Annotated in this window: 20 protein-coding genes; 14 read left to right on the top strand and 6 right to left on the bottom strand. The window is 50.7% G+C overall.

What is annotated here, in order from left to right; genetic code table 11:
* Positions 1-24: 24 nt before the first annotated feature.
* Complete coding sequence (locus G465_RS13955) at positions 25-3,468, bottom strand: serine-rich family protein (protein WP_022653879.1); 3,444 nt, start codon at positions 3,466-3,468, stop codon at positions 25-27.
* A 322-nt stretch (positions 3,469-3,790) separates the two neighbouring features.
* Here G465_RS13955 and G465_RS16185 point away from each other — a divergent pair, with 322 nt between their 5' ends.
* On the top strand, positions 3,791-3,922 hold the full coding sequence (locus G465_RS16185) for a hypothetical protein (RefSeq protein ID WP_022653878.1): 132 nt from the start codon (positions 3,791-3,793) through the stop codon (positions 3,920-3,922).
* An 11-nt stretch (positions 3,923-3,933) separates the two neighbouring features.
* Here G465_RS16185 and rodA read toward each other — a convergent pair whose 3' ends face one another.
* From rodA to G465_RS0107510, 5 genes are all read right to left on the bottom strand, one after another.
* On the bottom strand, positions 3,934-5,040 hold the full coding sequence (rodA, locus tag G465_RS0107530; protein WP_022653877.1) for a rod shape-determining protein RodA: 1,107 nt from the start codon (positions 5,038-5,040) through the stop codon (positions 3,934-3,936).
* Positions 5,021-7,078 carry a penicillin-binding protein 2 gene (gene mrdA, locus G465_RS13950; protein WP_022653876.1) on the bottom strand — a complete coding sequence of 686 codons (2,058 nt, stop codon included), beginning with the start codon at positions 7,076-7,078 and terminating at the stop codon, positions 5,021-5,023. The genes rodA and mrdA overlap by 20 nt, the downstream gene beginning before the upstream one ends.
* A gap of 9 nt (positions 7,079-7,087) precedes the next feature.
* Positions 7,088-7,588, bottom strand: a complete 501-nt coding sequence (gene mreD / locus G465_RS0107520) for a rod shape-determining protein MreD (RefSeq protein WP_022653875.1) — start codon at positions 7,586-7,588, stop codon at positions 7,088-7,090.
* 3 nt (positions 7,589-7,591) lie between these two features.
* Positions 7,592-8,494, bottom strand: a complete 903-nt coding sequence (gene mreC / locus G465_RS0107515) for a rod shape-determining protein MreC (RefSeq protein WP_022653874.1) — start codon at positions 8,492-8,494, stop codon at positions 7,592-7,594.
* Positions 8,495-8,558: 64 nt separating this feature from the next.
* Positions 8,559-9,602, bottom strand: a complete 1,044-nt coding sequence (locus G465_RS0107510) for a rod shape-determining protein (protein WP_022653873.1) — start codon at positions 9,600-9,602, stop codon at positions 8,559-8,561.
* A gap of 168 nt (positions 9,603-9,770) precedes the next feature.
* Between G465_RS0107510 and gatC the strand changes: the two genes are divergently transcribed.
* The 13 genes from gatC to G465_RS16505 all read left to right on the top strand — a co-directional run.
* Positions 9,771-10,058 carry an Asp-tRNA(Asn)/Glu-tRNA(Gln) amidotransferase subunit GatC gene (gene gatC, locus G465_RS0107505; RefSeq protein ID WP_022653872.1) on the top strand — a complete coding sequence of 96 codons (288 nt, stop codon included), beginning with the start codon at positions 9,771-9,773 and terminating at the stop codon, positions 10,056-10,058.
* Between the two features lie 34 nt (positions 10,059-10,092).
* Positions 10,093-11,547 (top strand): Asp-tRNA(Asn)/Glu-tRNA(Gln) amidotransferase subunit GatA, encoded by a 1,455-nt coding sequence (gene gatA / locus G465_RS0107500; RefSeq protein ID WP_027405283.1) that lies wholly within the window; start codon positions 10,093-10,095, stop codon positions 11,545-11,547.
* Between the two features lie 33 nt (positions 11,548-11,580).
* Entirely contained in the window at positions 11,581-13,008 is a 1,428-nt protein-coding gene (gene gatB, locus G465_RS0107495) for an Asp-tRNA(Asn)/Glu-tRNA(Gln) amidotransferase subunit GatB (RefSeq protein ID WP_022653870.1), read from the top strand.
* Entirely contained in the window at positions 13,008-13,985 is a 978-nt protein-coding gene (gene rsmH, locus G465_RS0107490; RefSeq protein ID WP_022653869.1) for a 16S rRNA (cytosine(1402)-N(4))-methyltransferase RsmH, read from the top strand. The genes gatB and rsmH overlap by 1 nt, the downstream gene beginning before the upstream one ends.
* A complete protein-coding gene (ftsL, locus tag G465_RS0107485; protein WP_022653868.1) occupies positions 13,967-14,293 on the top strand; it encodes a cell division protein FtsL in 327 nt (108 codons plus the stop codon). The genes rsmH and ftsL overlap by 19 nt, the downstream gene beginning before the upstream one ends.
* 2 nt (positions 14,294-14,295) lie before the next feature.
* On the top strand, positions 14,296-16,059 hold the full coding sequence (locus tag G465_RS0107480; protein WP_052165416.1) for a peptidoglycan D,D-transpeptidase FtsI family protein: 1,764 nt from the start codon (positions 14,296-14,298) through the stop codon (positions 16,057-16,059).
* Entirely contained in the window at positions 16,056-17,555 is a 1,500-nt protein-coding gene (locus tag G465_RS0107475) for a UDP-N-acetylmuramoyl-L-alanyl-D-glutamate--2,6-diaminopimelate ligase (RefSeq protein ID WP_022653866.1), read from the top strand. The genes G465_RS0107480 and G465_RS0107475 overlap by 4 nt, the downstream gene beginning before the upstream one ends.
* A complete protein-coding gene (locus G465_RS0107470; RefSeq protein WP_245556766.1) occupies positions 17,552-18,916 on the top strand; it encodes a UDP-N-acetylmuramoyl-tripeptide--D-alanyl-D-alanine ligase in 1,365 nt (454 codons plus the stop codon). Before G465_RS0107475 ends, G465_RS0107470 begins: the two co-directional genes overlap by 4 nt.
* Positions 18,917-19,015: 99 nt before the next feature.
* The gene (mraY, locus tag G465_RS0107465; protein ID WP_022653864.1) at positions 19,016-20,101 is read left to right on the top strand and encodes a phospho-N-acetylmuramoyl-pentapeptide-transferase; all 1,086 of its coding nucleotides are present in this window, start codon (positions 19,016-19,018) and stop codon (positions 20,099-20,101) included.
* Between the two features lie 47 nt (positions 20,102-20,148).
* Positions 20,149-21,537 carry a UDP-N-acetylmuramoyl-L-alanine--D-glutamate ligase gene (murD, locus tag G465_RS0107460; RefSeq protein WP_022653863.1) on the top strand — a complete coding sequence of 463 codons (1,389 nt, stop codon included), beginning with the start codon at positions 20,149-20,151 and terminating at the stop codon, positions 21,535-21,537.
* Positions 21,538-21,575: 38 nt separating this feature from the next.
* The gene (gene ftsW, locus G465_RS0107455) at positions 21,576-22,751 is read left to right on the top strand and encodes a putative lipid II flippase FtsW (RefSeq protein ID WP_022653862.1); all 1,176 of its coding nucleotides are present in this window, start codon (positions 21,576-21,578) and stop codon (positions 22,749-22,751) included.
* Positions 22,748-23,815: an undecaprenyldiphospho-muramoylpentapeptide beta-N-acetylglucosaminyltransferase gene (murG, locus tag G465_RS0107450; RefSeq protein ID WP_022653861.1), complete on the top strand. Its 1,068-nt coding sequence runs from the start codon at positions 22,748-22,750 to the stop codon at positions 23,813-23,815. Before ftsW ends, murG begins: the two co-directional genes overlap by 4 nt.
* Before the next feature lie 186 nt (positions 23,816-24,001).
* Positions 24,002-24,165 (top strand): helix-turn-helix domain-containing protein (locus G465_RS16505; RefSeq protein WP_155846513.1); only part of this gene is annotated, 164 nt, incomplete at its 3' end.

Genomic DNA, 24,165 nt, shown 5'->3' with positions numbered 1-24,165 from the left:
AAGTTTAAAAATCAAAAATTAATGCTAAATACTCTTAAAACGTGACAGATGCTGAATATGTGCCATTAAATCTCGCTGGCTTCTTTCCTGTATTGCTGCACGAAAATCTGCCAAAGTATCGTGGCTATATAATAAAACCAGCAATCTTAAAATTTGTTCCTCTAAAAAATGACGTTCAGTTGGTGTATTTAACGGTGGCACATCTTTTTCTTCGGCATGAGCACGGGGATTCGCGTCTAGCAACAAGGCTAACCAGCCCTTGGCTAACTGTGCCACGCCAGCCGGAATATCCTGTGCTTCTCCAATAGCAAGAGCTGTGGTCAATGGAAATGCCTCAACCTGTGGTGCCCACGCATGTAGCCATTTTTTCACACGAGCAAATGCACCTTCAGCACGCCGCCATTGCTTGCTATCTTTGCTGACCACCGCTTTTTCTTTGTGTGATAAACACTGCAAAAACTGATTTTGTGCTTGTCGGGTGCTGCGTACCCACTCGGCAAAAGACTGTTGTGGGTTGTCGGCAGTGTTAAACCAACCCAACTGGCAGAAATGCGGGTAGTAACGGCCACCTTCGCGCCACAGTTGCCGTACGCTTTTCTCTTCCAAATTAAAGTTAACATGGCCATCAGTTTGGGCGCGATCGTTGCGAATGGCGACATGGCAGGCGCCATGCCAACCACCACAAAACACAATTGCCTCGCCGGTTTGTAAATTAGGCAGGAAGTTGCGCTGTTCTTCATCCATCATCATCGCTTCACCCATTGCGCGGCGGTCGTCTTCAGCAAATAAGCGATGAACGATTTTGCAATGCGTATTTTTGATGACATCAGGAATCAGCTTGGCTGGAATTTGATCGGCAATGATTAAACCTGTGCCATATTTGCGAACCTCGGCCAACATGTCAGCAAAAGACTCAACCGCAAGGGCGGCGGCTTTGTCTCCGGCTTCGGGGCGAGATAACAGGCGGTGGGCTTCTTCGATCAAGGTGAGCTGACGGAAATTGGGATTCTTGGCGTGATGATCACGCATGGTTTCGTTAATCGCACCGAGTAAAAACGCCATGATGAGGGCTTTTTCTTCGCCGCTTTGCAGCTCTTCCAATTCAATGACGCTGTGTCGAGTTAACAAGCTGTGAAAGTCCATCGATTGCGGTACATCCAATACCCGACCGAGGGTGCCATCGGTCAGACTGCGTAAACGTGATACCAAAGAACCACGATACTTTTCTTCAAATTCTTTGCCCAAACCATAAGTCGGAATTAAACGGTCTAGCTGTTCGATCATTAGGCTCATCGTCGGCCATGCATCGCTCTGTGGGTCAAATGGATTGTCGCCCAACAGATATTCGTTTTCGTCCAGATCCCAACCTTTTTCCTCATAAGCCGCCAAAATCGCTGCTTCAACCATCATCGGCATCGAAGCTTCCATTGGAAACACAGCAGCAAAGGCATTTTTCAGAAAACCAGCATGGCTTTTGATGCGTTGGCCTTTCCGGACTAAGGCAAACGGATTAAGCCGGAAGCTTTGGTATTGATCACCATTCGGACGGTAATACTCCACCTCTAGCCCGCCTTCGGCCAAGGCGCGGTATTCGGTTTTTGCTGGTTCGATTACCAAGAACGGCAGACCAGATTCAAGCAGCAAATTTAAGCAAGTGGTGGTTTTGCCCGCACCGGTGACGCCGGTAATGAATACGTGTTTGTTCAAATCAGAACGTGCCAGCCGCACGCGGTTTTTCGGGTATTGGCGGCCTCGGTCAATCACTGCGCCTAAATCTAACCCTTCAGAATCTGCCACTGCCGGCAGATCGACAGCAAAATCCACCGTCTTGCGGCGGCGAATGCCCTGCAATTCGCGTTGCGGCAAACTGGCGACAATCGCCAACTCATCCGCCGTGAGCAAACTGCCTAAGGTACCGTGAGCACCTTTCTGCAAACTGTGAAACAGCAATTCTTGTTCAGTCTGTTTGGGTTTAATGTTGGGCAGACGCAAGAATTGGCCGCGTACTTCTGCTGGTAAATCGTAAATTTCTAGTGGGCTGAGTGTGGTTTCACTGCCTTGAAACGTAGCACAGAGATTTTTTTTCAGACGCTGGTAAGTGGAATTGTTATCCGCAGCTAAATAAACTGCTGTGTGAAACAATCCTTTGGTCAAACCTTTTTGCAAACGGACAATTAACTGTTTGTCGAGGTAGTCCACCAAATGTTGAGCGCGTTTATTGGCGATTTCTTGGGTAATACCCATGCTTTTACCTTCGGTATCCGACACACTTTCATTGTGAGAGAAGGTGGTGGTGAAAGAACTGCCTTTGTTGGTACTGGTACCAGAGCTGATACCATGTGTTTTACTTGTTGATGTTCCAGAGTTTTGTGAGTGTGAAGTGCTGGTATTGCTACCTCCTCCATCGTTGGTACCGGATGTTCTTGTGGTGGAATGACCAGTATTTTGAGAAGTGGAAGTACCTGTCGTTGTGGTGGTTCCCACACTTATCCCAGAATTTTTTGTTTCCTTACCTGTTGTTTTTGCACCACCCTCAGTTTTACCCTTGTTGGTACTGCTACCTTCATTTGTGCTTGATGATGTTCCAAAACTTTCTGTCGTAGAAGAACCGTGATTTTTTGACCAGCTTTTACTCTCACCCCGGGTGGTACTAGAGGATATTCCTTGGTTTTCTGTATCGGATCTACTTTCGTTTTTGCCCCAGTTACTACCCTCGCTTTCGTTCGTCCCATGTGCTTGGCTGCTGCCAATCGAGCTACTTTTCTGGTGGCTGATGTTATCGCTAGATTGGATACTGGTTTTAACCAAAGTGGTGAGACGAGAAGACAGTTCGTATGCGCTATCGAGTAGCTGGCGAATATGGGAACGCCCTAATGGTTGGCTGATAACTGCTAGTTTCCAAAGTCCCTCGCTTTGTGTGTTTTTGTCATGGCTGGACTGTAAAGCCCTGACTAATCGGTCAAGCCCTTGAAAACTGTCTTCTTCATTGTTGTCGTCTTGTCCGGTTGGGGCACCAAACATCACACCTTGTTGTGGGGCCGAGCGGAAAGCCCCAAATAAGGCTTCGCGCTTTTCGGGGCTGACATCATCACCAAAATTGATACCAGTCAGTTGTCCTTCCAATGCGCCGCGTAGATTTTTCATGGCCTCGTGAACGTCTGCACCGTTGGTGTCAGACACGACACCAAAATACAACTCAACCCCCGATGCACTGCCGCAGAGCAAGTATAAAAAGCGGACAGCTTGCTGCGAATCTAATGTTGCATAGACATTGGCTAAGGCTTGCCGGTAGGCCTGATGGCCTTCTTCGTTGATTTCATCCACTCGAATCAAGCGGGAATTAAAAGATAAGGGGGAGGGCTTTTCAAAGCTTGGCTGGGGCATTTTCACCAAATCCTGCAACCATGCCGAATTATTCAACCAATCTGCATTAGACAATCTGGTGACGGTGGTAAGTGTATTTTTCATCTTTGACCTTCCCTTTCTTTTTTGTGATACCGAAACAATACCGATTGCCAAGTTTCTAAAACGAGCAAAGAAAAACCAATGCATTTTGGTGGAAGAAAAATTCCATATCAATGATTTTTGTCTTTTTTTTTGAGCAAAAGATAGCCATTCTGATATTGCTGTAGTCTGGCGTGAGGGGAGGTATTGGGGAGGGAAGAAATTTTGTAGCTGATAAGGCTACATTTGTAGCTAATCAAGCTACATTCATAGCGAGTTGTAACGCAGAGGTGTGATACTGCTGCAATACAGCGTTTGTTGGCAGCAGCTGAGCGAAATGTGTTAGATGCTAGGATTGTTGAGCAGCGAGGTGATTAGCGACAGCATGGTCGAAGCGTATTGCCAGCAAGCGGCAATATTGCTGCACGAAACCCGTGAGTGGTTGCAGCAATATCGCCCTGAGCTATTGCAAGTCTAAGCGGGTGTTAATTAACGCTTCAGCAATGGCCGATTTTTGTGGATGGACATTAAAATCCCAAAGCCGGTCAAAATGGTCACCATCGCGGTACCGCCATAGCTTAATAACGGCAGCGGAACACCCACCACAGGCAAAATACCGCTGACCATGCCCATATTGACAAAAGCGTAGGTGAAGAACGAGAGCGTGATTGCACCGGCGAGGAGGCGGCCAAAGAGGGTGCTGGCGTGGGCGGCGATGATCAGACCACGCATGATGACGCACAGATACAGCAACAATAACACCGCATTGCCCACCAGCCCGAATTCCTCACCATAAACAGCAAAAATAAAGTCGGTGGTTCGTTCTGGGATAAATTCAAGATGGGTTTGTGTGCCAGAGAGCCAGCCCTTGCCAAAGATACCGCCTGAACCAATAGCAATCATTGACTGAATAATATGGTAACCATCACCGAGTGGGTCTGCCGTTGGGTCGAGCAGGGTCAACACGCGCCGTCGCTGATAATCATGCAATAAATTCCACACCACCGGCAGACTTGAGGCAAAACCAATCAACAAAACCGCAATCACTTTCCACGGCAAGCCAGCAAAGAAAATCACGAATATCCCAGAAAAAATAATCAAACTGGCCGTGCCTAAATCTGGTTGTTTCAGCACAAACGCTGCTGGCAGGGCAATAATGACAGTGGCTATGACAAATTGTCGCCAACCAATATGTCCCTCGTGCTTTTGAAAATACCACGCCAACATCATCGGTACTGCCAATTTCATAATTTCCGACGGCTGAATCCGCGTGATACCGATATGTAACCAGCGCCGTGAGCCGTTCACAATCTCCCCAAACAGTGCCACTCCAAGTAACAGACACAATCCTCCGACATAGATCGGGACCGCAAATAACATCAACTGTTGGGGTCTGATATTGGCGATACACCACATCAAAGTCATAGCAAAGACAATGAAGGTCAGTTTGTTGGTAATGCGGTTTGGATTCTCATTTGACGCGCTATACAGCACCACCAAACCCAAGACGAACAAAATACAGGTCAACAAAAACAGCCATCCATCCATCGGTTGGCAGATGCGTTTCCAAAGTCGTTCAATCAGATGTGCGTTCATCGCTTTGACCTTCACCACTTGGCTGGCTGGTGGTGTTTTGAGTGCTATTGGCTATCGGTTTTGTGTTGGTGGGTTTTTTCTTATTCTTGGTGGTGGCCGTTTGGGCAGCTGCTTCTTCAGGATCAATCCGTTTACCCAACAAATAAAAATCCATCACATTGCGTGCCAGCGGTGCTGCCGCTGCTGCACCCCAACCCCCGTTTTCCACAATCACAGCTACCGCAATTTTGGGCTGTTCCACCGGTGCAAAGGCAATAAACCATGAGTGGTCGCGATGTTGTTCGGCCAAGGCGGCGGCATTATATTTCGCCCCTTGTTTAATCTGCACCACCTGTGCAGTACCGGTTTTGCCCGCCATGCGGTATTGCAATCCAGCGCCGATACGATTCGCAGTGCCACCGGGCTTTAACACGGCTTCCATCGCATCTTTGACAAACTCAACATGCTTACGCTTGAAGTGATAGTCCGCCGCAGGTTGGGGTTCGATAATCCGTTCTTGGCGATTGGCTGGCGATACCACTTTCTTCACAATATGGGGCCGATACGCAACCCCATTATTGGCCAAAATTGACGTTGCCCATGCCATTTGCAGCGGCGTGTAGGTGTTATATCCCTGTCCAATCCCAATTGGCACCACATCGGCAGGCAACCAGCGGCGATGTTCGGGTTTATAACGCTTGCCAGCAAAGCGTTTGGCTTTCCATTCCTTGGTGGGCAATACCCCCTTGGCTTCGCCATCAAGGTCAATCCCTGTTTTCTCGCCTAAACCGAATTTAGCCAACTCTGGTGCAATGCGGTCGATACCCATATCCCATGCCAATTTGTAGTAATAGGTATCTGATGAAACTTGGATGGATTTATACATATTGACCGAGCCATGTCCGGTTGGCTTGGAGTCGCGGAAGCGGTGGTTTGAACCCGGGAGAGAGAAATAACCCGGATCGGGAATGGTGTAATCCGCAGAACGGAATCCGGTTTCGAGCGCAGCCATCGCCATAAATGGCTTGAAAGTAGAACCCGGGGGATAGAGCCCACGCAAGGCACGATTGATCAATGGTCGTTGCCAATCTTCATTCAGATCTTTCCAGACCTGAGGATCAAGACCATCAATAAACAGGCTGGGATCAAATGTCGGTTTGGAGACAAAGGCCAATACCCCGCCGGTTTCTGGTTCAATCGCCACCAAAGCACCGCGACGATTGCCAAATAATTGGTCGGTGTATTCTTGCAGTCGAATATCTAATGCCAGATGCAGATCGCTGCCATTGACTGGTGGGGTGCGGCGCAGGGTGCGGACGGCATGACCACTGGCATCTACTTCGACTTCTTCAAAACCGGTTTTGCCATGTAAATCTTGTTCATAGCTAAACTCTAAGCCGGTTTTACCGGTATGCGTGCTGCCGCGATATTCTGAATAACGCTCTTCTTCTTTAAAGCGGTTTTGGTCTTTTTGGTTGATGCGGCCAATATAGCCAATCACATGGCTGGTGATTTCGCGGTAGGGATAATCACGGAACAAACGCGCTTTAATTTCAACCCCAGGGAAACGATAGGCTTGGGCGGCAAAGCGCGCCACTTCTTCATCGGTGAGGCGGGTGCGGATCGGCAAGCTCTCAAAGTTACGGCTTTCTTCTTGTAACTTGCGAAACCGCTTACGGTCGCGGGGTTCAATCGCGACTAATTTGGCTAATTCACTGAGTGTTTGTTCTAAATTAGGGGTTTGGCTGGGGGTAATTTCCAGCGTATAGGCCGAATAATTCTGTGCCAACACAATCCCATTACGGTCGTAAATCACCCCACGGTTCGGCGGAATGGGGACCAGCGAAATACGGTTATTTTGTGCGGCAGTCATAAAGTGTTCGTATTGCAACACTTGCAACCAAGTAAAGCGGCTGAACAACACCCCAAACGCCGCCACAATCAAGACAAACGCAATAATCAGCCGCAGACGGAACTCATTTTCCCGCGCTGGGGCTCGGGTTTTGGGAGATTTTGGACGCCGACGAAAATCAGGGCGGACACGACGATACGACACCATAATGCGAAGTTATCCTGCCTGATGATAGCGTTGCGGAACCAACAACAAATTGGTGAGAAGAGGCCACAACAAAGCCCCAACAAATGGGGAGAAGAAAAAGCCCCAACCAATAAACGGTGCTCCCAATGCCATCCGTGCTAATAACATCACGATCTGATTAGCCATCAACAACCCAAACACAATTAAAGATTGTTGGCCGAGGTTATACATCACCACTTGTCGTTGCCGAGATTCCACCGCATAGGCACTGACGCTATAGGCCAAGGCATGTTGACCTAATAGGCTGGCGCTGGCGATGTCGGTTAATAAACCCGTGAAAAACCCAGCAAAAATACCAAAGCGAGTGGGCCGGTTAATCGTCCAATACAGCACTACCATTGCGGCCAGATCGGGAATCCACCGCACAGTGCCACGGTTAAATGGCAATAACTCCAACAGCAAGGCAATCACAATGCTCAACACAACATAGCGAAACTTGACCGGTTTCAACAATTCCTTCGGGCGATCCATAACTTACGGCTTACCTTTTTTGGCAGGTGGGGCTGGTGTGGTTTGAGCGGCTTCTTCTGGCCGTGGTGGCAATTCGATTTTTTCCGTGAGGACTAAGGCAAAACGGCGGCTATCGACAGCACCGATAGGGGTGCAACGTACAATAGAGAACGGATTACCAGCATGACGCTCGACGCTGCTGACTCGTGCCACATCTAACCCCGCCGGATAGACGCCATCAATCCCCGAGGTAACCAATAAATCACCGGCGCGAATGTCGGCGCTACCACTGACAAAGCGCAATTCAATACCGTTACCCGTACCAAATAATACAGTGCGCAGTCCGTTGCGTTGCACCATCACCGGTACGGAATGATTTTTTTCAATAATGAGTGTGACTTCTGAGGTCAGTGGGGAAACGCGGGTAATTTGACCAATCAAACCGCGATCGTCCACCACAGGGAAACCAGATTCAATGCTGTCTTGGCTGCCCTTATCAATCACGATTTTGTGGCTAAACGGGTCGCGGCCGGTATACAACACCTCGGCTAGACGTGCTTCGCCTTCTCGTGCTTGGGCTAATTGATGCAAGGAACGCAGTTGGCGGTTTTCTTGAGCCAGTTCTTCATGGCGTTGTAAACGCGCCGACAAAATCAGGGCATGTTCACGCAAGGCACGATTTTCTGCTTGCAGCTCACTTTGTTTCACCATGAATTCGCTGCCTTGCCGAATCAAACCACTTGGCGTGTTGACCACCCATTGCAGGGGATACAACAACAACGATAGCGTGTCGCGCAATGGTACTAATAAGCCAAAGCGGCCATCTGCGATCAGACAGGACAGTGAAAGAACGGCACAAATCATCAGCTTGGTGAGCGGACGTAGACCACGGCGAAAAAAGGGAGGCGGGGAAGATGCAATGTCCATACACACTCAAGATGAAACAAGCGACGCCGCACAAGGCGGCGTCGAATGGAACGCAAAAAAGCAATTAGTCGTTGGTAAAGATCGTGCCAACTGCCTTGTCCATTTTTTCTAAGGCTTTGCCCGAGCCGCGTACCACGCAGGTCAGTGGGTCTTCCGCCACAAACACGGGCAATCCCGTTTCTTCTGCCAACAGGCGGTCGATGTCGCGCAATAGCGCACCACCACCGGTTAACACCATGCCTTTATCGGCAATATCGGCCCCCAACTCTGGCGGAGTTTGTTCCAAAGCGATTTTGACTGCCGAGACGATTTGATTTAATGGTTCGGTCAGCGCTTCGAGAATTTCATTACTTGAAATGGTGAAGGCACGGGGAATCCCCTCGGCGAGGTTACGGCCTTTGACTTCCATTTCTTTCACTTCTGGCGCAGGGAACGCCGAGCCAATGGTTTTCTTGATTTCTTCGGCAGTGGTTTCACCAATCAACATGCCATAGTTACGGCGAATGTAGTTGATGATCGACTCATCGAATTTATCGCCACCCACCCGAACCGAGTTGGAGTAGACGATGCCACCGAGTGAAATCACGCCGACTTCGGTGGTCCCGCCCCCGATATCGACCACCATCGAACCGGTGGCTTCTTCCACGGGCAAGCCAGCGCCAATCGCTGCTGCCATCGGTTCTTCAATCAGTTCTACGCGGCGGGCACCTGCGCCCAAGGCCGACTCACGAATGGCGCGGCGTTCTACTTGAGTGGAACCACAAGGCACACAAATCACAATGCGTGGACTAGAAGCAAAAAAGCGGCTTGGGCTGACTTTTTTAATAAACTGTTTGAGCATTTGCTCGGTCACAGTGAAGTCAGCAATCACACCATCTTTCATTGGGCGAATCGCCGAGATAGAACCGGGGGTTCGACCTAGCATTTTTTTAGCTTCAAGACCGACGGCCAGAATCGATTTTTTGTTGCTGCTGGCTTCGTGTTGAATCGAGACCACAGAAGGCTCGTTAAGGACAATGCCTTTTCCGTTGACGTAAATCAACGTGTTGGCAGTGCCCAAGTCAATGGCAAGATCGTGAGAAAAATAGCCGGTGATGGAGCGAAACATGGTTAACCTGTCGTGTGTGTGCGAAAAAGTCGTATTGTCAGGTACAAAACGGCTCGAATTGAGTTCGTGGTATTAAGCGGACGTCTGAGCTTGGCCGAGAATGGGCAGAAATAAGCGCTCTATGATACCCTACAAAGCTTGGATTATTAAAGTTTTCACGGGGTTCTTATGTCTTTATCTGCTGCAGACATTACACGTCTTGCGCGTTTGGCAAGAATTGGCATCGAAGCTGGGGAAGTGGATGCGGTAGCCAATAAACTCAACAATGTGTTTGGTTTGATTGAAAAGATGCGTGCCGTGGATACCACTGGTGTGGCGCCAATGTCGCATCCTCAGCCATTAGGATTACGGTTACGTGACGATGTGGTCAGTGTCGAGAACCAACGCGAAGCGTTTTTGGCCTGTGCCCCACAAACTGAAGCTGGCCTCTATTTAGTGCCACGCGTTATTGAATAATCGAGTTGATTCTGTTCCTCGCCCTAGGATGTTTATGATTCACGCTACGCTAAAAGAGCTGACCCGTGCCTTAGCTGTGCGGGAGCTATCCAGCCGTGAGCTGGTGAGTGCTTACCTTGATCGCATTGCTGCGGTTAACCCGACTTTAAATGCTTTTATTTCTGTTGCCGAGCGCGAGAGTGCGTTAGCGGCGGCAGATGCGGCAGATGCGGCACGCGCAGCTGGCCAAGCCGGTTTGTTTACTGGTATTCCCTTGGCGCATAAAGATTTATTTGTGACCCGCCAATTGCCGACCACCTGTGGCTCAAAAATGTTGGCCAACTTTGTTTCACCCTACGACGCCACTGTAGTCGAGCGCTGTCAAGCCGCTGGTTTTATCAATTTAGGTAAAACCAATATGGACGAATTCGCGATGGGCTCGACCAACGAGAGCAGTTATTTTGGTGCGGTGAAAAACCCTTGGGATGTGCAAGCTGTGCCGGGGGGCAGTTCTGGTGGTTCGGCGGCGGCGGTGGCCGCTCGGATGGTGCCGGTGGCAACAGGCACTGACACCGGTGGTTCGATTCGCCAACCGGCGGCATTTTGTGGGATTACTGGTATTAAACCCACGTATGGTCGTGTCAGTCGTTATGGCATGGTGGCTTATGCCAGCTCACTCGATCAAGGTGGGCCGATGGCACAAACTGCCGAAGATTGTGCGTTATTGTTAAATGTGATGGCTGGCTTTGATGGCCGTGACTCGACCAGTCTTGATGTGGCAGCGGAAGATTTCTGCCGTGATTTACAGCAACCCTTGACCGGTTTGAAAGTCGGTTTGCCAAAAGAATTTTTTGCAGCTGGGTTAGATGGTGATGTGGCGCGGGTCATGGATGAGACCGTGCAACAGCTGAAACAACTGGGTTGTGACATCGTTGAGATCACGCTGCCTAAAACCGAATTGGCCATTCCTGCTTACTATGTGATTGCGCCAGCAGAAGCCAGCTCGAACTTAAGCCGCTATGACGGGGTGCGTTACGGTCATCGTGCAGCAGAATATCGTGATCTCAACGATATGTATGAACGTACGCGTGCCGAAGGCTTTGGGGCTGAAGTGAAGCGGCGTATTTTGGTCGGCACGTATGTGTTGTCGCATGGCTATTACGATGCGTATTACTTACAGGCGCAGAAAATTCGCCGCCTGATTGCTGACGATTTCCAAGCTGCCTTTGCGCAATGTGATGTGATTTTAGGGCCCGTGGCCCCGACACCAGCATGGAATTTAGGCGAAAAAGCCGATGATCCTGTGCAAATGTATTTGGCAGATATTTACACCTTATCGGTGAACTTGGCTGGCTTGCCGGCGATGAGCGTACCGGCTGGGCTCTCGGTACAACAACGACCGATTGGCGTGCAACTGATTGGTAACTATCAACAAGAAGCTCGTTTGTTGAATGTTGCCCACCAATTCCAACAAGTCACCGATTGGCATCAGCGTCGCCCTGCTATCTAACCTCTGCCTCGTCTTGCAAGAAAGATCGTATCTATGAAATGGGAAGTTGTGATTGGTCTGGAAGTGCATGCGCAGCTTTCGACCCACTCTAAAATTTTCTCGGGTGCCAGTACAGCATTCGGGGCCGAGCCGAACACACAAACCGCTGCGGTGGACATTGCCCTCCCAGGTGTGTTGCCGGTGATGAACCGCGTGGCGCTGCAAAAAGCCATCCGTTTTGGCTTGGCGATTGGTGCCAAAATCAATCAAACCTCGGTCTTTGCGCGTAAAAACTATTTCTACCCTGACTTGCCAAAAGGCTATCAAATCAGTCAGTTAGATTTGCCGATTGTCGAAGGTGGAGAGATCACCATTACGGTAGGCGAAGCAGAAAAAACCGTGCGTTTAACCCGCGCCCATTTGGAAGAAGATGCCGGCAAATCGCTGCATGAAGACTTTCATGGCATGACGGGTATCGACCTCAACCGCGCTGGCACACCGTTGTTAGAAATTGTGTCTGAACCGGATATGCGTTCGGCAGCAGAGGCCGTGGCCTATGCGCGTGCTTTACACGGTTTGGTGACTTGGCTGGGCATTTGTGATGGCAATATGCAAGAAGGCAGTTTCCGCGTCGATGCCAACGTCTCCGTGCGGCCACAAGGTCAAGAAGCCTTTGGCACACGGCGTGAGATCAAAAACCTCAACTCTTTCCGTTTCCTTGAACAAGCGATTAACTACGAAATTCAATGGCAAATTGAAACCTTAGAGGATGGCGGACGAGTGCAACAGGCCACCGTGCTGTTTGACCCTGATAGCGGTGAAACACGCCTGATGCGGACCAAAGAAGACGCCCACGATTATCGCTATTTCCCCGATCCTGATTTATTGCCGATGAAAATCAGCGATCAAGAAGTGGCGGCGATTCAAGCTGAATTGCCTGAATTACCTAGCCAAATGAAAGCCCGCTTTGTCGAGCAATATGCGGTGTCTAGCTATGATGCGGCGTTGTTGACTGCCAACTTAGAGATTGCTCGTTTCTTCGAGGCGATTGTGGCCGAACAAGTCGAGGGTAAATTAGCAGCCAACTGGCTCAATGGTGAATTTGCCGCCCGTCTGAACCGCGAAGAAAAAACCTTGGCCGATTCGCCGATCAATCCGGTTCGCTTTGCTTTATTGTTACGCCGCATCAGCGATAACACTTTGTCATCGAAATTGGCAAAACAAGTGTTCGATGCGATGTGGAGTAGTGAGCTGTCTGCGGATGACATCATCGAACGCGATGGTTTGAAACAAGTGTCTGATGTCGGGGCGATTGAAAAACTGGTGGAAGAAGCCATTGCGGCCAATCCTAAAGCAGTGGAAGAATTCCGCGCCGGTAAGGAAAAAGCCCTCAATGCTTTGGCTGGTCAGGTGATGAAAGCCTCTAAAGGCAAAGCTAACCCTGCACAGGTGCAAGAGATTTTGCGCCAGAAATTAGCATAATGACGACGGTGGCAGCCAATACTTCTGCCCAGCCTGCTTTCGTTCACCGCACCGTCCTATTGGATGAGGCGGTGGACGCTTTGGCGATACGAGCAGATGGGATTTATGTGGATGGGACGTTTGGCCGTGGTGGGCATTCGCGTCTGATTTTATCCAAACTCGGTGAACAGGGCCGGTTGGTGGTGTTTGATAAAGACCCACAAGCGATTGCGTGTGCGCAAGCGATTGCCGACCCTCGGTTGGTGATTGTGCATGATGGTTTTACCACTTTCCGCCAACAGTTAGATGCTTTGGGTATCGCACAGGTTGATGGCGTGTTATTAGATTTGGGCGTGTCTTCCCCACAAATTGACCAAGCAGAGCGCGGTTTTAGTTTCCGCTTTAATGCGCCGTTGGATATGCGGATGGACACCACCCGTGGCATGACTGCCGCCGAGTGGTTAAATACAGCGGCAGAAGCTGACATTGCCGAGGTGATAAAGACATATGGCGAAGAACGGTTTGCTCGCAAAATTGCAGCGGCAATTGTGCAAACACGGGCCGAAAGCCCCCTTGAAACCACGGGCCAGCTCGCCCGCTTGTGTGCGGAAAACGTCCGCTCTCGCGAACCGGGTCAAGATCCGGCGACACGCACCTTCCAAGCTGTTCGCATTTTCATCAATCGCGAACTTGAGGAATTAAAAGCGGTGTTACCGCAAATTATCGCGAGTTTGCGTGCTGGCGGGCGTTTGGCGGTCATTAGCTTTCACTCATTGGAAGATCGCATTGTGAAACATTTTTTGCGTGACCTAGAGCAAACCGATGATTTGCCGGCATGGGTTGCGGTGCGTCGTGAAGATATTCCTGCGTCGCCGATTACGACAGTGGGCAAGCCCATCAAAGCCTCTGCCGCCGAAGTGGCCGCCAATCCACGCGCCCGCAGTGCCATTATGCGAGTGGCAGAACGCACAGCAACGGCATGGGAGCAGCCAGTGTGATTCGTACCAATTTGGTTTTGTTAGCCATCTTGATTGTGTGTGCGATGAGCGTCATCAGTGCCCGCCATCAGTCACGCAAGTTGTATAGCGACCTACAGCGTGAATTGAAATTTGCTGCTCAGCTTGAAGTGGAATATGGCCGCTTGCAGCTAGAACAAAGTACGTGGGCGGCACACGGTTTGATCGAGCGTGCCGCGACCGATCGCTTGCAAATGCAAATGCCCGAACCCAAAGAAATTCAGGTGTTGCCGAGCCGTGGTAGCCTACATCTCCCCACACCTAAAAGCAGTGCTGGGGGGGCGCAATGAGTATGTGGCGTGGCTCTAGTAATCTGTTGCAACAGCGTAACCGCCCCAATCAACCCAAAAATAGCAGCGTGCGCCTACCTAGTCTGCGTGTACGTTTGGTGGCATTGGGGCTGGGTCTCTTGTTGGTCGCGTTGTTGAGTCGTGCGGTGTATCTACAAATCTACAAACAAGATTTTTTAGAAGGCCAAGGTGAGGCACGCTATAGCCGTACCCTACGCCTAGAAGCCAATCGCGGGCAAATTGTTGACCGTAACGGTGAACCATTGGCGATTTCCACGCCGGTAAAATCGATTTGGGCCAGCCCCGCCGATATGGCACCGATTGAACCTGCCAAATTGCAGCAACTGGCACGCCTGTTAGAAATGTCATCCGGTGAGGTGCAAGAAAAATTAGCCGACCAACGGCGCGAATTTGTCTATCTCAAGCGCCAAGTCAATCCTGATTTGGCAGACCAAATCATGGCCTTAAAAATTCCCGGTATTGCGGCACAGCAAGAATTCCGCCGTTTTTATCCTGCCGGTGAAATGATGGCGCATGTGATTGGCTATGTCAGTGTCGATGGCAAAGGTCAGGAAGGTTTGGAGCTGGCGCGAGAAAATATGTTGGCTGGCCGACCAGGTAGCCGCCATGTGATCAAAGACCGACGTGGCTATATCGTTGAAGATGTCGCCGCCATTGAACATCCGCGAGACGGCCAGACGCTGGCGTTATCGTTAGATCGCAAAATTCAATATTTGGCCTACCGTGAGCTGAAGGCAACTGTCGAACAATTTAAAGCCAAAGCCGGCGGTTTGGTGGTGTTAGATGCCCACAGTGGTGAAGTGTTGGCAATGGTGAACTTGCCCACTTTCAACCCCAACAATCGTGTCAAGCTTGACCCCGCCATGCGTCGCAATCGTGCTTTAATCGATTTATTTGAGCCCGGCTCGACACTAAAGCCATTTCCGATTGCACTGGCTTTAGAAAAAGGATTGGTGCATCCAGACAAAGTATTTGATACCAACTCATTTACCATTGGGCCGGCGCGGGTGCGCGATTCTCACCCCGAAGCGGCGCTATCGGTGACGGGGATTTTGCAAAAATCGAGCAACGTCGGTACCAGTAAAATCAGCTTGATGATGTCACCACAGGAAGTATGGACCTTCTATGACGAGCTGGGTTTTGGTCGTAAACCGCAAACGGGCTTCCCAGGCGAGGCTTCGGGGAAATTGCGTCCCTACAAAAACTGGCGGCCGATTGAACAGGCTACCATGAGTTTTGGTCATGGAATTTCATTGAGTCTGATGCAGTTGGCGCGGGGCTATACCATCTTTACCCATGACGGTCAGTTGTTACCGATTTCCTTCTTAAAACAAACCGTACCCCTACCCGGACGGCAGGTGATCAGCGCAGAAACTGCGCGCAAAATGCGCGAAATGTTGCTCACTGTGACCCAACCAGGGGGGACAGCGGTACGGGCACAAGTTTTAGGATATAGCGTGGGCGGTAAGACCGGCACGGCGCGTAAATTAGAAAATGGTGTCTATAACCGCGATAAGCATATCGCTTCGTTTGTTGGCTTTGCGCCAGCCCATCAGCCGCGTTTGATTATCGCGGTGATGATTGATGAACCGACCGAAGGCTCCTACTACGGTGGTTTAGTGGCGGGGCCGGTGTTTAGCCGCGTGATGGCCGGCAGTTTGCGCATTTTGGGTGTTGAACCCGACCAGCCTCATCAAAATTCCATTATTCCGACCGATGCGCCAGAAATCCGAGAAGAAACATGATCAGTCGTTTAACGCCTTTATCTCCCTTTGATTTATCACAGCTCAATGCCGTGATTCCTGTTGGGGCACGGTTGGAAAACGATAGCCGCCGTGTTCAAGCTGGTGATGTCTTTGTCGCCTGCCGTGGTGAATACAGTGATGGCCGCGACTATATCGCGGCTGCCTTACAACAAGGCGCAGTCGCCGTGCTATGGGATGATGCCGACGGCTTTCAATGGCAACCGGCATGGCAAGTGCCCAACTTGGCGATTCCTGCATTGCGGGCGCGTATTGGCGTGGTGTTGGCGCATGCACTTGACTATCCATCACAGTCGTTAGATGTGGTAGGAGTGACTGGCACCAATGGTAAAACTTCGATTACCCACTGGTTGGCACAAGCATGGCGAGCCGCAGGGCAGTCTGCGGCGGTGATTGGTACCGTCGGCAATGGTTTATGGGGTGAACTTTCTCCTGCAACCCACACCACGCCCGATCCGTTACGAGTGCAATACTTATTGGCGCAATATCGCCAAGCCGGAGCTCAGGCGGTGGCGATGGAAGTATCGAGTCATGGTTTAGATCAATATCGCGTCAATGGTGTCGGGTTTCGCTGTGCGGTATTTACCAATTTAACCCGAGATCACCTTGATTATCATGGTGATATGCAAGCCTATGGTGAAAGCAAACGGCGGTTATTTTATTGGGAAAATCTGCAAACAGCGGTGATTAACCAAGATGACCCATTTGGACAACAGCTGTTGCAACAAGGGTTGCCGGCGGATTGTCTTTCCTATGGTCTGCTTGGGGGCGATATTCGTCCACTGGCGATGCAAATGGATTTATCGGGTTTCCAATTACAAATTGCTACCCCGTGGGGCAATACCGAATTACACAGCCGCCTGTTGGGGCGCTTTAATGTGCAAAATCTTTTAGCGTGTTTAGGCGTGTTGCTCAGTGGTGGTATGCCACTGGCACAAGCAACTGCCGCCTTGGCGGCGATTCAACCAGCTCAGGGACGGATGCAAAGTTTTGGCGGCGGAGAACAGCCGCTGGTGTTGGTCGATTATGCTCATACCCCCGATGCGTTAGAAAAAGCTTTATCCACCTTGGCAGAAATTCGCCCCGCTGGTGGACGCTTGTGGGTGGTCTTTGGCTGTGGTGGTAATCGTGATCGCGGTAAACGGCCTTTGATGGGCGAAGTTGCTGCCCAGTTAGCCGATATTGCCGTGGTAACCAGCGATAATCCGCGCCATGAAGACCCTGAGCAAATTGTGCAAGATGTGGTGGCGGGTATGCAGGCGACGCGTGCCGAAGTGGTGGTGCAAGTCGATCGCCGGCAAGCCATTCAGTGGGCGATTCAACATGCGGTTGCCGGTGATGTGGTGTTAATCGCTGGCAAGGGGCATGAAGATTATCAAGAGATTGCCGGGGTAAAAACCCCGTTTAGTGATGCCGAACAAGTGAGCCTTGCCCTCAATAGCATGGCTTCTGCCCTCGATTCTGTGGAAAGGCCATGATGTTTTCTTTGTCTCAAGCTGCGAGCTGGTTGGGTTTGCGACCGGCTGCCGAATGGTCGGCGATGACTGTGCAGCGGGTTGTTACCGACAGTCGTGCGATTCAAGCCGGTGATTTATTCATCGCCTTAGTGGGTGATCGTTTTGATGGTCATGATTTTGTGGCACAGGCCTTGCGCGATGGTGCGGTGGCTGCGGTGGTGACGCGTCCAGTGGCTGACTGTACCGCACCTCTGTTACAGGTCGATAATACCTTGCTGGCGCTGGGGCAATTAGGCCGTTCGTGGCGAGAACAATTCTCTTGTCCGGTGGTAGCGATTACCGGTTCGAACGGTAAAACCTCGGTCAAAGAAATGGTGGCGGCGATTTTGCGGGCGGCGTGTGCGGATGATGCCGACGTACTGGCGACACAGGGCAACCTCAATAATGAAATTGGTGTGCCACTGACCTTGCTGGGTTTGCGTCCACATCATCGCTTTGCGGTGATTGAAATGGGCATGAATCATCGTGGTGAAATTGCCCGCTTGACGCAATTAGCCCAGCCTTCAGTGGCCTTGGTCAACAACGCTATGCGCGCCCACTTGGGGCATTTCTCGGATGTGAGCGAAATTGCCGAGGCCAAGGGCGAGATTTTCCAAGGCTTGCAAGCTGATGGGGTGGCGGTGATCCCGCTAGATGATTCGCATGCGGAACGATGGCAACAGCTTACCTCTGGTTGCCAACAACTGACCTTTGGTTTGAACCATGGTCAGGTGCATGCTTCATCGGTGGTGTTGGCGGATGAAGGCAGCTGTGCTGAGTTTCATCTTGCTGGTGAAACGGTGGCAGTGCAATTACCGTTGCCGGGTGAACATATGTTGCGCAATGCATTGGCTGCGGCTGCCATTGCTCATGCATTGGCGATACCCGCCTCGGCGATTGTGGCTGGCTTGGCGCAATTACAGCCGGTAAAAGGGCGTTTATGTCGCCATCTGTTGCCAGATCAACGGGTGGTGATTGACGACAGCTACAACGCAAATCCCGATTCGGTGCGTGCTGCGATTCGGGTATTGGCGGCAGGCCCCGAACCCCGTTGTCTGATTTTTGGCGATATTGGCGAACTGGGCACGTTTTCTGCTGCGGCACATCGTGAGATAGGCGACTATGCCGCCGAACAGGGGATTGACTATGTGCTGACACTGGGCGAGTCGAGTGCCTTAGCCAGTGCCGCATTTGGTGATGGCGGATGGCATTTTGGGCAGGATATCGACGCGTTATTACGTGCTTATCATGCGCTATTGCCTTTACCTCATACTACCTTAGTCAAAGGCTCTCGTTTTATGGCAATGGAGCGGGTAGTACAGCGATTGTTGGCGAATAAATAGCGAGCTTCTGCGCTACAATGTTGCACCGCAATGTCAACATTGCTGGCAAAGAAACCATTGATACCTGATAAGGCCGCCATTTGGGGCAAGGAGAGTTGTGTGTTGTTGTGGTTGGCCGATTGGCTAGGCGGCTATGTTCGCGCATTTAACGTTTTTAATTACATCACCCTGCGTGCCGTCTTGGCATCGTTGACGGCCCTAGGGATTTCCCTGTGGTCGGGGCCGTGGGTGATCCGCAAATTAACCCAACTGAAAGTGGGGCAAGCCGTCCGTGATGATGGCCCACAGACCCACTTAGTGAAAGCAGGTACCCCAACCATGGGGGGCACCTTAATCCTGCTGTCGATTGGCATTACCACGCTGTTATGGGCCGATCTGTCGAATAAATATGTGTGGTTGCTGTTGGCGGTGTTGTTTGGCACAGGGGCGATTGGTTTTTACGATGACTGGCAAAAGGTCGTTCATAAAGACCCAAAAGGGATTTCCGCCCGCGCTAAAATGTTTTGGCAATCGGCGATTGCTATTGGTTCAGGGGTATTTTTAGTCACCACCGCTTCGCTGCCGGCTTCGACTGAATTTATCGTCCCGTTTTTCAAAAATGTGGTGTATCCCTTTGGTGCAATTGGGTTTTGTGTCTTAACCTATTTTGTCATTGTTGGGACATCAAACGCCGTCAACCTGACCGATGGTTTGGATGGCTTGGCGGCGATGCCGGTGGTGTTGGTGGCGGCGGCGTTATCGGTTTTTGCTTATGTCGCTGGGCATACGGTTTTTGCCCAATATTTGGGCCTGCCGCATATTCCGGGGGCGCACGAAGTTGTCGTATTCTGTGCCGCGATGTGTGGGGCGTGTTTAGGTTTCTTGTGGTTTAACGCTTATCCTGCCCAAGTGTTTATGGGCGATGTCGGGGCCTTGGCGTTAGGTGCGGCGTTGGGTGCGGTGGCCGTGATTGTGCGGCAAGAAATCGTGCTATTTGTCATGGGTGGTGTTTTCGTGATGGAAGCAATCTCGGTGATGTTGCAAGTGGCATCGTTTAAGATGACGGGCAAGCGCATTTTCCGCATGGCACCACTACATCACCATTTTGAATTAAAAGGTTGGAAAGAAACCCAAGTCGTGGTGCGCTTTTGGATTGTGACCATGATGTTGGTGTTGGCTGGGTTGGCGACGTTAAAACTGCGCTAAAGCGAGGGCTTCAGCGTTTTTGCGGATGTGGCGGACGGAAAATGAACATGACGGCAACAACTTTATCGCGTGGCCTAAACGGTAAAACCGTAGGCATTGTGGGGCTGGGAGATTCCGGTGTTGCAACCGCACACTGGTTGCGTGGATACACTAAGCAACTGGTGTTGATTGATAGCAACCCTGATTCTCTGGCAGCGCAACATCTGCAAGAGCTCGAATTTCCTGCCGAGTTCCGTTTAGGCTCGTTTACGCCGGCAACTTTTGCTGGCTGTGATTGTTTAGTGGTGAGCCCAGGCGTACCGTTGGCCACCCCTGAAATTGCTGCTTTCCGCCGTCAAGGGGGTGAAGTGGTCGGGGATGTCGAGCTGTTTGCCCGCACCCTGTCTGAACATGCGGTGAAAATCATTGCTATCACCGGCTCTAACGGTAAATCGACTGTAACCGAGCTGTGTGGGCACTTGTGCCGTCATGTTGGGCTCGAAACCGTGGTGGCCGGCAATATTGGTTTTCCAGTGTTGGCAGCCTTATTACAAGCAGAAAATAACGGCGCTTTGCCGGATATTTTTGTGTTGGAGCTGTCCAGTTTTCAATTGGAAACCACGACCTCGTTAAATGCCACTGCCGCGACAGTGCTCAATATCTCGGAAGACCACCTCAATCGTTATACCGACTTACTCGACTACGCCCACAGCAAACGGACGGTGTTTAACGGTAATGGGGTGCAGGTGTTAAACCGTGATGACTTATTTGTCCGTGCGATGGCGCGCCAAGGTCGTCCGGTAAAAACCTTTAGCCTGAGTTTTCCTGCTGATTATCGAATGGTGACCCGCGAAGGGGCGCCCTGGCTGAATATTGACGGTATCGCGGTTTTTGATTTAGCCAGTTTTCCACTGACTGGTTTGCACAATGCGGCGAATGCGCTGGCGGCATTGGCGTTGTGTGAAGCGTGTGGCTTAGATCGTGAACAACTGTTGGTGGGGTTGGCCTCATTCCGTGGCTTGCCACACCGCGTAGAGTGGGTGGCCAAAATTGGCACAGTCGATTTTTACGATGATTCCAAAGGAACCAATGTTGGCGCGACGGTTGCGGCCCTAAATGGCATGTCACGCCGCGTGGTGTTGATTGCCGGTGGTGATGGCAAAGGGCAAGACTTCACGCCGCTGTCGCCCGCTTTGGCGCGAATTGGGCGAGCGGTGTTATTGATTGGTCGAGATGGCCCGACAATTGAGCAGGCATTAGGCGACCTTGAGATGCCGGTCGAGCGCTGTGCTTCGCTAGAAGAAGCGACACAAAAGGCACTGGCATATGCACAACCGAATGATGTGGTGTTGCTATCTCCGGCGTGTGCTAGCTTTGATATGTTCCGCAGCTATGCCCATCGTGCCGAGGTATTTGTGATGGAAGTGTTGCGTTTAGCGGGTGAGGTTTCTGCATAACTTACCCCTCCCATGTGGTGGGTTTTCTTGAGGTGCACATGAAATTGCGTTTGCGCTGGAGCCAAAGCGTTGGACGCCCTTCTATTCCCCAAACCAGCTTAGATGAGCCTTTGATGTGGGTGATTGCTGCCCTGCTATCCATCGGGTTGGTGATGGTGTTTTCGGCATCAATTGCGTATGCCGAAGCGGGGCGTGATACCAACAGTCGTTATTTCTATCTCGTCCGTCACTCAATCGTATTAGTGATTGCACTGACGGGCGCTTGGGTGACTTTTCAATTTCCTTCTGAATTTTGGCGCAAGCATGCGCCAAAATTGTTTATGTTTGCCATGTTTTTATTGGTGCTGGTATTGGTGCCTGGTATCGGTAAGGTGGTCAACGGCTCGCGGCGGTGGATTTCATTGGGGTTTATGAACCTACAACCGTCCGAAGTGATGAAACTCGCTGTAGTGTTGTATGCCGCTGATTACACGGTTCGCAAAGCCGAGTTTATGCACAGCATTGTCAAAGGCTTTGTTCCGATGGCGGTGGCGGTGTTGCTGGCGGGGACGTTGTTGCTGTTAGAGCCCGATTTTGGTGCTTTTGTGGTGGTGGCCTCGATTACGATGGGCACGCTGTTCCTCGGTGGCATTAACGGCAAAATTTTCACCGGCCTGATTTTTACCTCTTTAGCGGGTTTTGTATTGTTGATTATCAGCTCGCCCTATCGTTTAGAGCGAGTGGTGGGGTTTATGGACCCGTGGCGTGATCCGTACGGTAAAGGTTATCAACTATCGCATTCGCTGATTGCCATTGGTCGCGGCGGCTGGGATGGGGTGGGTTTGGGTAATAGTGTCGAAAAGCTGTTTTATCTACCAGAAGCACACACCGACTTTTTAATGGCCGTGATTGCAGAAGAATTTGGCCTTATTGGGGTGTCAACTGTCATTGGTTTATTTGCGTGGTTGGTGTGGCGTGCGTTTCAAATTGGTCTCACCGCACGTTCACAAGAACGCTATTTCCAAGCGTTGGTGGCACAAGCAACCGGTATTTGGATTGGGGTTCAGGCGTTTATCAATATCGGGGTGAATATGGGTCTGTTACCGACCAAAGGGCTGACCTTGCCGTTATTGTCCTATGGTGGCAGTGCCTTATTAGCTAACTGTGCCATTTTGGCGATTTTATTGCGGATTGATTGGGAAAACCGGCGGATTTTACGGGGATATAAACTGTGAGCAAACGAACAGCGCTGATTATGGCAGGGGGAACAGGTGGGCATATTTTCCCTGCTTTGGCTGTCGCGGATGAATTACGAGAACGGGGCTGGGACATTATTTGGTTGGGTGCTGAAGGTGGCATGGAAACCCGTATTGTCCCCCCGCGTGGTTACACGGTAGAAACGCTGGCGATTAAAGGTTTACGCGGCAATGGGGTATTGGGTTGGTTGAAATTACCGTTTACCTTGCTGCGTGCGTTTAGTCGATGTGCAGGATTGATTCTGAGCCGGCGGCCTGATGTGGCCTTTGGTTTTGGCGGCTACACTGCCTTTGCCGGTGGGGTGATGATGCGCTTTTTCTGGAAACCGTTGGTGATTCATGAGCAAAACTCGGTTGCTGGCTTAACCAACCGTGTGTTGGCAAAAATCGCATCGCGCACCCTCTATGCTTTTCCAACCGCTTTTTCTAATCAGGATGGTTTGGTTGGTAATCCTGTCCGCGAAGACATTGCACGTTTATTACCCCCTGCCCAACGCTTCGCCCAACGCCAAGGGCCGTTACGGGTGTTGGTGGTGGGGGGGAGTTTAGGGGCGAAAGTCTTTAATGATGTGGTGCCGGCGGCTTTGGCGTTATTACCAGCAGAAAAACGCCCAATCGTGATTCATCAGGCCGGCAAACAACATATTGATGCTTTGCAACAGGCGTATCAAACCGCCGCTGTGCAGGCTGATCCCCGCGCTTTTATCGATGATATGGCATCTGAATATGCCAAGGCAGATATTTTAATTTGTCGTGCCGGTGCGCTTACCATCGCTGAATTAGCCGCTGCTGGTTGTGCCAGTATTTTGGTGCCCTTTCCACACGCAGTTGACGATCATCAAACAGGCAATGCCCGTTTATTGTCCGATTGCGGTGCAGCATGGTTAATTCCTCAACCGGAATTAACGGCAGAAAAATTAGCCGAGTTATTAAGCGGATTATCCCGTGAAACCTGTTTAACGATGGCAGAAAAAGCACGACAACATGCGTGCCCTGATGCGGCAAAGCGGGTTGCTGAAATCGGTATTTCACTCACTGCTTAAGTGAAAATACGGAAAAACCGCAAAAAATACGGTATTCTTACACGCTGTTTATCCCCTGCGCCGTAAAACCTCGCCATTCATGGCGGGGGTATCAGGCGCAAACGGCAAAGCCGTTTTTGGGTTTTGTGTTGCGGTTGTAAAGTAAAAACAAATCAATGTTTACTTTGCTGTTTGTATAATAAACGAATGAAACGACTTCAAGCCTTCAAATTCCAACTGACACCTAACGGCCTGCAAAAACGACACATGTCGCGCTTTGCGGGTTCGTGTCGGTTCGTCTTTAATAAGGCGTTGGCGTTGCAAAAGGAATGGTATCAGACTGACCCCACGATTCGATTTTCTTACGTCAA

The sequence above is a fragment of the Aquaspirillum serpens DSM 68 genome, from assembly GCF_000420525.1.
Taxonomy (GTDB): Bacteria; Pseudomonadota; Gammaproteobacteria; order Burkholderiales; family Aquaspirillaceae; genus Aquaspirillum; species Aquaspirillum serpens.
The sequence above is the reverse complement of the archived record's forward strand: the minus strand, read 5'-3'. Positions and strand labels throughout refer to the sequence as shown.

What these genes read in the sequence shown, in the direction of transcription:
- gatC (WP_022653872.1), top strand. Translation starts at nt 9,771, where the DNA reads ATGTCTTTATCTGCTGCAGACATTACACGTCTTGCGCGTTTGGCAAGA.
- G465_RS0107475 (WP_022653866.1), top strand. Translation starts at nt 16,056, where the DNA reads ATGATCAGTCGTTTAACGCCTTTATCTCCCTTTGATTTATCACAGCTC.
- gatB (WP_022653870.1), top strand. Translation starts at nt 11,581, where the DNA reads ATGAAATGGGAAGTTGTGATTGGTCTGGAAGTGCATGCGCAGCTTTCG.
- ftsW (WP_022653862.1), top strand. Translation starts at nt 21,576, where the DNA reads ATGAAATTGCGTTTGCGCTGGAGCCAAAGCGTTGGACGCCCTTCTATT.
- G465_RS0107480 (WP_052165416.1), top strand. Translation starts at nt 14,296, where the DNA reads ATGTGGCGTGGCTCTAGTAATCTGTTGCAACAGCGTAACCGCCCCAAT.
- G465_RS13955 (WP_022653879.1), bottom strand. Translation starts at nt 3,468, where the DNA reads ATGAAAAATACACTTACCACCGTCACCAGATTGTCTAATGCAGATTGG.
- ftsL (WP_022653868.1), top strand. Translation starts at nt 13,967, where the DNA reads ATGGGAGCAGCCAGTGTGATTCGTACCAATTTGGTTTTGTTAGCCATC.
- murD (WP_022653863.1), top strand. Translation starts at nt 20,149, where the DNA reads ATGACGGCAACAACTTTATCGCGTGGCCTAAACGGTAAAACCGTAGGC.
- mrdA (WP_022653876.1), bottom strand. Translation starts at nt 7,078, where the DNA reads ATGGTGTCGTATCGTCGTGTCCGCCCTGATTTTCGTCGGCGTCCAAAA.
- rodA (WP_022653877.1), bottom strand. Translation starts at nt 5,040, where the DNA reads ATGAACGCACATCTGATTGAACGACTTTGGAAACGCATCTGCCAACCG.
- mreD (WP_022653875.1), bottom strand. Translation starts at nt 7,588, where the DNA reads ATGGATCGCCCGAAGGAATTGTTGAAACCGGTCAAGTTTCGCTATGTT.
- rsmH (WP_022653869.1), top strand. Translation starts at nt 13,008, where the DNA reads ATGACGACGGTGGCAGCCAATACTTCTGCCCAGCCTGCTTTCGTTCAC.
- gatA (WP_027405283.1), top strand. Translation starts at nt 10,093, where the DNA reads ATGATTCACGCTACGCTAAAAGAGCTGACCCGTGCCTTAGCTGTGCGG.
- G465_RS16185 (WP_022653878.1), top strand. Translation starts at nt 3,791, where the DNA reads ATGCTAGGATTGTTGAGCAGCGAGGTGATTAGCGACAGCATGGTCGAA.
- mreC (WP_022653874.1), bottom strand. Translation starts at nt 8,494, where the DNA reads ATGGACATTGCATCTTCCCCGCCTCCCTTTTTTCGCCGTGGTCTACGT.
- G465_RS0107510 (WP_022653873.1), bottom strand. Translation starts at nt 9,602, where the DNA reads ATGTTTCGCTCCATCACCGGCTATTTTTCTCACGATCTTGCCATTGAC.
- G465_RS0107470 (WP_245556766.1), top strand. Translation starts at nt 17,552, where the DNA reads ATGATGTTTTCTTTGTCTCAAGCTGCGAGCTGGTTGGGTTTGCGACCG.